Source organism: Olsenella sp. AGMB03486 (assembly GCF_040884255.1).
GTDB lineage: Bacteria > Actinomycetota > Coriobacteriia > Coriobacteriales > Atopobiaceae > Olsenella_L > Olsenella_L kribbiana.
This window is the reverse complement of record NZ_JBEVTM010000041.1, coordinates 1-6,659: the sequence shown is the minus strand read 5'-3', so window position 1 is coordinate 6,659 and position 6,659 is coordinate 1. Positions and strand designations below refer to the sequence as shown.

The 6,659-nt window shown below is 60.4% G+C and carries 7 protein-coding genes; 1 reads left to right on the top strand and 6 read right to left on the bottom strand.

Features of this window, described 5'->3' with window-relative positions; all coding sequences use genetic code 11:
* Positions 1–34: 34 nt before the first annotated feature.
* From ABVS03_RS11325 to ABVS03_RS11300, 6 genes are all read right to left on the bottom strand, one after another.
* The gene (locus ABVS03_RS11325) at positions 35–532 is read right to left on the bottom strand and encodes an ATPase (RefSeq protein ID WP_330971752.1); all 498 of its coding nucleotides are present in this window, start codon (positions 530–532) and stop codon (positions 35–37) included.
* Positions 533–628: 96 nt separating this feature from the next.
* On the bottom strand, positions 629–1,150 hold the full coding sequence (coaD, locus tag ABVS03_RS11320) for a pantetheine-phosphate adenylyltransferase (protein ID WP_330971753.1): 522 nt from the start codon (positions 1,148–1,150) through the stop codon (positions 629–631).
* On the bottom strand, positions 1,151–1,729 hold the full coding sequence (gene rsmD / locus ABVS03_RS11315; protein ID WP_330971754.1) for a 16S rRNA (guanine(966)-N(2))-methyltransferase RsmD: 579 nt from the start codon (positions 1,727–1,729) through the stop codon (positions 1,151–1,153).
* Positions 1,726–3,885, bottom strand: a complete 2,160-nt coding sequence (recG, locus tag ABVS03_RS11310; protein ID WP_368019185.1) for an ATP-dependent DNA helicase RecG — start codon at positions 3,883–3,885, stop codon at positions 1,726–1,728. Before recG ends, rsmD begins: the two co-directional genes overlap by 4 nt.
* 21 nt (positions 3,886–3,906) lie before the next feature.
* The gene (locus ABVS03_RS11305; protein ID WP_368019184.1) at positions 3,907–5,577 is read right to left on the bottom strand and encodes a DAK2 domain-containing protein; all 1,671 of its coding nucleotides are present in this window, start codon (positions 5,575–5,577) and stop codon (positions 3,907–3,909) included.
* A gap of 50 nt (positions 5,578–5,627) precedes the next feature.
* Positions 5,628–5,972: an Asp23/Gls24 family envelope stress response protein gene (locus tag ABVS03_RS11300; RefSeq protein ID WP_330971757.1), complete on the bottom strand. Its 345-nt coding sequence runs from the start codon at positions 5,970–5,972 to the stop codon at positions 5,628–5,630.
* A gap of 389 nt (positions 5,973–6,361) precedes the next feature.
* Here ABVS03_RS11300 and rpmB point away from each other — a divergent pair, with 389 nt between their 5' ends.
* A complete protein-coding gene (gene rpmB, locus ABVS03_RS11295) occupies positions 6,362–6,550 on the top strand; it encodes a 50S ribosomal protein L28 (protein WP_330971758.1) in 189 nt (62 codons plus the stop codon).
* The last annotated feature ends 109 nt before the right edge of the window (positions 6,551–6,659 follow it).

Here is a 6,659-nt window from a genome sequence, read left to right as displayed (position 1 = left end):
TCGTGATATTGAAATCTCTGCTCATGCAATCACGCTACCAAGGCACATCGTTCGTGTTGTTGCGCGGGCCCGAGTTCTCGGAGAGCGTCTGGCGCGTGCGCGTCACCGTGCTCGTGAGCGACTTCAGGTTGTCCTCGAGGTGTGCAAGCACCGTGTCGGCATACTCTTCCGCGTTGTAGCGGGTATCGCGCTCATACTGGGCAGCCTGGTCGCGGATGGAGTCAGCCTGCTGCTGGGCGATCCTCACGACCTCCTGGTCGCCTGCCAGGATCATGGCCTGCTGCTGGGCATCGGCGATGATGGAATCCGCCTGCTGCTGCGCACGCTGGATGGTCTCCTGCTGCTCCTTGACGATGCGGCGTGCCTCCTGGAACTCCGTCGGGAAGACACGGCGGATATCGTCGATGATCTCGTAGATGTCGTTCGCATCCACGATCTTGCGGCCGCCACCACCGGTAAGGGGAGTCTTCGCCTCGGTGACAAGCTGCTCAAGCTCATCGAGCAGGCTTTCGGTTTCCTCACCTGGCTGCATTCTCGGCTCCTTTCAGGGCACACAAGGGGCAACATGCCCCTTCTGGCATCACTTCATATTCCATACCAGAATACCGCTTCATGCGGCCTTCGTGCATCAGCGTGCCTGTGCAAAATGCTCTTTCAAGGCACAGGAGACGCTCGGCGGCACGAGCAGATTCACATCCGAACCAAATGAGGCAAGCTCGCGCACGATCGAAGACGACACATAGCCATATTCCGGACTCGACATGACAAATATACTTTCTATATCCGGAGCAAGGCGCGAATTCAAGCTTGCCTGCTGCAATTCATATTCAAAATCCGTAATCGCGCGCAGGCCCTTGACAACGCCGCCAGCCCCTACCTCATGGCAGAAGTCGACAAGCAGGCCCGTGAGCGGCTTCACATCGACGCCTTCTGTCACGTTGGCCTCTTCGAGCGCCTGCTTCACGAGGTCGACACGCTCCTGGAGCGTGAACATCGTGCCATTGCCGTGCTTGCCGCGGGAGAGCGCGACACCGACCGTGACCCTTGGGCAGATCTTGAGCGCGCGCGAGATCACGTCGATATGGCCATACGTCACCGGATCGAACGTGCCCGGCACGACGAGGTGCGTGATGGTGGATGATGCAGCCATTCATGACTCCTTTATCTTCCAGAGCTCCACGGCAGTGGAGCCATAGCGTTTGGACTTCAAGAGCTCTGCTCCTGCAAGCGGAAGCGCATCTCCCGTGGCAGAGCGCTCATAGAGCACAAGGCATCCTTCCTTGAGCATCCCCTGCTTCCTGGCTTGATCGACAAGGGCCGCCACCTCTTCTGCCGGCATCTTGTAGGGAGGATCGAGGAAGACCGCATCGAAAGGAGCGCCCGGAAGAGAGCCCCGGGCAATCGCTGTGGCCGTGGCAGAGGAGATGACATGGGCCTGCTCGCGTCCTGCCCCGACAGCAGCAAGATTTCGCTTGATGCGGGCTGCTGCCTTCCTGTCCTGGTCGATGAAGGTCGCTTCCTCCATGCCGCGGGAGAGCATCTCGATCCCGAAGGCACCAGAGCCGCCGAAGGCATCGAGCACATGCCTGCCCGAGAGGTCGAGCCCGAAGGCGCTCTCCATCATGGAAGCCAGGGCTTCCCTCACCCTATCCGTCGTCGGGCGTGTGACAGAGCGTCCCTGAGGCGCTTCGAGGGGATGCCCCTTCCATATGCCGCCGACCACTCTCACGCCCGTTCTACCTCCTCGAAATAGGCACCGAAGCGTGCCCTCATCTCCTGTGCCAGAAGCACATGCTCAGGCTCTTCCAGTGCCGGGTCTTCCTCTGCCACATTGCGCGCATCCACGTAAGCATACTGCACAAGATCGGTATCCTCGGCCAGGTCTGCGACGCGAAGCGCCACGCCTCCCGACTGCCTATAGCCCAGAAGCTCGCCTTCATGCCTGAGCGAGAGGTCGAGCTCTGCAAGCTCGAAGCCATCCGAGCTCTTCTCGAGCGCAGAGAGGCGCTTTCTTGCAGGAGAGCCTTTCCTGGCTGCCGCAACGAGGAACACCTGCCCCGAGATCTTGCCTCTGCCGACACGGCCTCTCAGCTGATGGAGCGTGGCCAACCCAAAGCGGTCTGCATCGAAGACGATCATGACGGTGGCATTCGGGACGTCGACACCGACCTCGATGACGGTCGTCGAGACGAGCACATCGATCTCGCCTGCTGCAAAGCGCCCCATCACCTCATCCTTGTCCTGGGCAGACATGCGTCCATGGAGAAGGGCGACGCGCATGCCGGGAAAGACATCGCGGGAAAGCCGCTCTGCCGTCACGGTTGCCGCATGGAGCTCCTTCGGCTTTGCCTTCATCGCATCAGGCACGTCGTCGAGCTCGTCTCCCGTGTCCTTCGCATCGACCAGCGGGCATACGACATAGGCCTGCTGCCCTTTTGCCACAGCCTCTCGTATGGCCCCATAGGCAAGATCGGCATTCTCAGGCGCGAGCACCTTTGTCGCTATCCCTGCACCCTTGACAGGGCGCTTCCTGATCCTCGAGACAGAGAGGTCGCCGTAGACAGAAAGCGCAAGCGTCCTCGGAATCGGCGTTGCTGTCATGGTCAGAAGGTCTGCACCTGCACCCTTGTTGCGAAGAAGCGCCCTCTGCCCCACGCCGAAGCGGTGCTGCTCGTCGATCACGGCAAGCGAGAGATGGGAGAAATTGACATCTTCGGAGAGTATCGCCGTCGTGCCGAAGACGGCCGTGATGGCTCCCGACTGGATGCCTTCCGTTGCTGTCCTGCGCTCAGCTTCGGGCGTGGCACCGGTTATGAGTGCCCACCTGATGCCTGCTTCATCGAGCACCGGACCCATCTTCTCTGCATACTGGCGCGCCAGCACCGAGGTCGGTGCCATGACAGCAGCCTGGGTGCCAGTATCGGCGACAGCGCCGATCGCCACGGCGGCAACCGCCGTCTTGCCGGTGCCGACATCTCCCAGAAGGAGACGGTTCATCAGGTGAGGAGAGGCCATGTCGGAGAAGATCTCGGATACGGCAGCATCCTGCTCATCGGTAAGGGCAAAGGGAAGCGCCGCGCGGACTGCTGCCGCACGAGGTCCGTCCACGATATGCTGCACGGGAGCAAGCCCCTCGGACTCGAGCCGCGTGCGTGTCAGGAGCGCAAGCTGCAGGAGCAGGAGCTCGTCGTAGGCAAGCCTCCTTCTTCCGCGCTCTGCTGCTGCCATGCTATGCGGGAACTGGACCTGCCATATGGCTCTGGCCTCGCTCATGAGCCCATGGAGCGCCACAAGGGAGGCCGGCATGAAGTCAGAGACATCGCCCAAGTCTGCCACGGCGGAGCTCTCGATACGCCTCATCCAGGCCTGCGTGATGCCTTCTCCCACGGCATGTACCGGAAGTATCCGGGCAGAAGCGCCTGCCTGGTCCTTTGGTCCCAGATTCTCGAAGAAGGGGCTCTTCATCTCCTTGAAGCCATAGCTGAAGGAGATCTTGCCCTGAAGGACAAGCACATCGCCCTCGTGGATCTGGTCTGCTATCCAGGGCTGCTTGAAGAACGACACGACAAGCACCCCTGTATCGTCGAGGACGGAGACCTCGACGATCTTCATGCGGGGACGTGGCTGCTTGACCTTCACCTTGTCAGCAACGCCTCTGACCGTCGCCTGCGTGCCGACATCGGCAAGGGCGATCGGTGTCACACAGGTGAGGTCGATATAGTGGCGGGGCAGGTCCAGGAAGAGGTCCTGGACGGTATGTATCCCGAGACGCTCGAGCGCCTCCTGGCGTGTGCCCGATACATAGCGGAGCCGTCCGATACCATCGGAGAGGGCACTCGTGCGCAGAAGGCGCTCCGATGCTGCTCCGATGCTCGGACGGCTCATGGAATCATTCGCTGCCAAGGGCTACTCGATGGAGAACACCACCGGATAGAGCGGCTGCTCGCCACGGTGGGAATCGATCTCGAGGTCAGGCTGTGCCTCCTCGATGGCAGAGATGAGCTTCTCGAAGTCCTCGTCGGACATGTCCTTGCCGGCCAGAATCGTGAGGGTATCGCCCTCCTCGTCTTCCTGCATCTTGTTGATGAGGCGGACGCAGACATCCTGGACATCCTTGCCGACGACGACAATCTCGCCGCCCTCGATGCCCATAACGTCGTTCGCATGAATCGGTGTGCCGTCAGCGGCTGCGGAGTCGCGCACGGCCGTTGTGACCTCGCCGTCGCGGATAGCGGCGATAGCATCGGTCATCTCTTCGGCGTTCTCTTCTGCGGAGAGGCCCGTGTCGACCGCGAACATCGCAGCGAAGGCCTGAAGGACGGTCTTCGTCGGGACAACCGTCACCTTGGCCGTATCGCAGGCATTGGCGGCAGCCTCTGCTGCCATGCGGATGTTGCCATTGTCCGGAAGGACGATAACGTTCTTCGCATTGACCTCTTCGATGGCAGCAAGGATATCTGCCGTCGAGGGGTTCATCGTCTGTCCGCCAAAGACCACGACATCGACGCCGAGGGACTTCAGGATATCTGCCTCGCCGGAGCCAGCTGCGACTGCGACAAAGCCGAGCTCCTTGCGCTCAGGCTTGGCTGCTGCCTTCTTGTCAGCTGCAATCTTCTCCGTTCGCTCATGCGCCTCGAGGTCCATGTTGTGGATGAAGACCTTGAAGATCTGGCCAAGCTCAAGCATGTGGCCGAGGACCTGGTCAGGACGGTTCGAATGGACATGAATCTTGTAGTCGGGGTTCGTGCCGACCAGAAGCTCGCAGTCGCCCATGGAAGAGAGGAACTTGAGCGTGCCTTCCTCGTCGAAGTCGGGGCTGTCTGCCTTGAAGAGGAACTCGGTGCAGTAGCGGTACTGCGAGCCCTCCCAGTCATCATTGAGCTCGATGTCCACGACATCCGAGACATGGGACTTCGCGTCATCCGTGCTCTCGACGGTCGTCTTGAAATCGGAGACCTGGCCTTCCTTGCCTTTGAGCGCATTCACGAAGCCCTCGATGAAGGTGGCAAGGCCGAAGGCGCCCGAGTCGACGACGCCGTTCTCCTTGAGCACCGGCAGAAGCTCCGGGGTGCGGGCAACGGACTCGTAGGCCTCGACGACGATTGCGTCGAGCGTCTCGTCCGGGCTCATGCGCTTGAGCTCGCAGGAGTCTGCCTTTGCAGAGACATCCTTGAGGACGGTCAGGATCGTGCCCTCGACCGGCTTGCGGACTGCCTTGAAGGCGACCTTCACGCCGCGGCGCAGGGCATGGGCGATATCGGACGTCGTCGCCGTCTCGCCCTTTGCATCGCAGAGGCCTTCAGCGATGCCACGCAGGATCTGGCTCGTGATGACGCCCGAGTTGCCACGGGCGCCCATGAGGGAACCATGGGTGATGGCCTTGGCAATCTCTTCCATCGAGGCATCCCTCGGGAGTGCCTCGACCTCCTTCACGACCGTGTTCAGCGTGAGGGACATGTTCGTGCCGGTATCTCCGTCAGGTACCGGGAACACATTCAGCTTGTTGATCTCCTCTGCCTTGTCTGCCAGCACCTTGGCGGCAACAGGGAAGCATGTGCGTACTGCGGTGGAAATCATTCTTGAACCCCTTGGTTCTCTTCTGCTCTTCCGATGGGCCAGGCTGCTTGTCAGTGGACGCGCATGCCTTCGACGTGGATGCGCACGTCCACATTGTCCAGCTCGGCAATCTGCTTGAGCAGGAACTTGACGCCGCTTGCAAGGTTCTGGGTGACCGAAGCGATATTCACGCCCTGCTCGACCACGACATGGAGATCGATAGCGACATGGCCATCCTCATGGGACACGCCGATGCCACGGCGCAGGCGTGCAGTCGGAAGGAGCCGGATGACCCCATCCTCTTTTCCGATCTCTGCCATTCCCACGATGCCATAGCACTCCATCGCGGCATAGCCGGCAAGGTCGGCGATGCAGTCGTTCGAAACCCTCAGGCCTCCTGGAACAGGCTTTGCCATATCTATCTCCTCTCACGTGCCCCGCGCGGGACACGGGCCAAAGACAAATCAAGCTGAGTATACTCCAAGCACGCAGAGTCGCCCTCGATGCTTGGGTCTTGCCATACTCTCCATGGTATATGGTCTCCTTGTGAACCCCAAGAGCAACTCCGCCAATGTCAGGGCATCTTTTTATGGACGAGCTGGCATTTTTCTGCTGGGGAGCTACAATACATCTCTGCAAGCAAACGAGTTGCCCCCATGGTCCGCCCTGCTCCGCTGCACCTCCGGGTTTCTCCATAAATGTCCCAAGAACTCGCGATGAAGCTTGCGGGCTTAATAGCCTGTGGTATATTTAGAAAGCTATGCCAATCCGGGCGCACCTGCGCCGCCCATGGGAGGTCAAAGAAATGTCTAAGGTCTGTGAGATCTGCGGTAAGCACGCTGTAGCTGGGCGTTCCATCAGCCACTCGCACCGTACCGTCAACCGTAAGTTCAAGCCGAACATCCAGCACGTCACCGTCGTCGTCGACGGCCGCAAGCAGAAGATGAATGTCTGCACTGGCTGCCTGAAGTCCGGCAAGGTTGCCCGTTCGTAGGCTGCGCACACACTGCATGCTTGAGAGGAGCCGAGGCCACGTGCCTCGGCTCCTTTTCTGTAGCGGCTCTGTCTGATCATGGCAGGCGGAAAGCAGTGCCTCCGCTCCC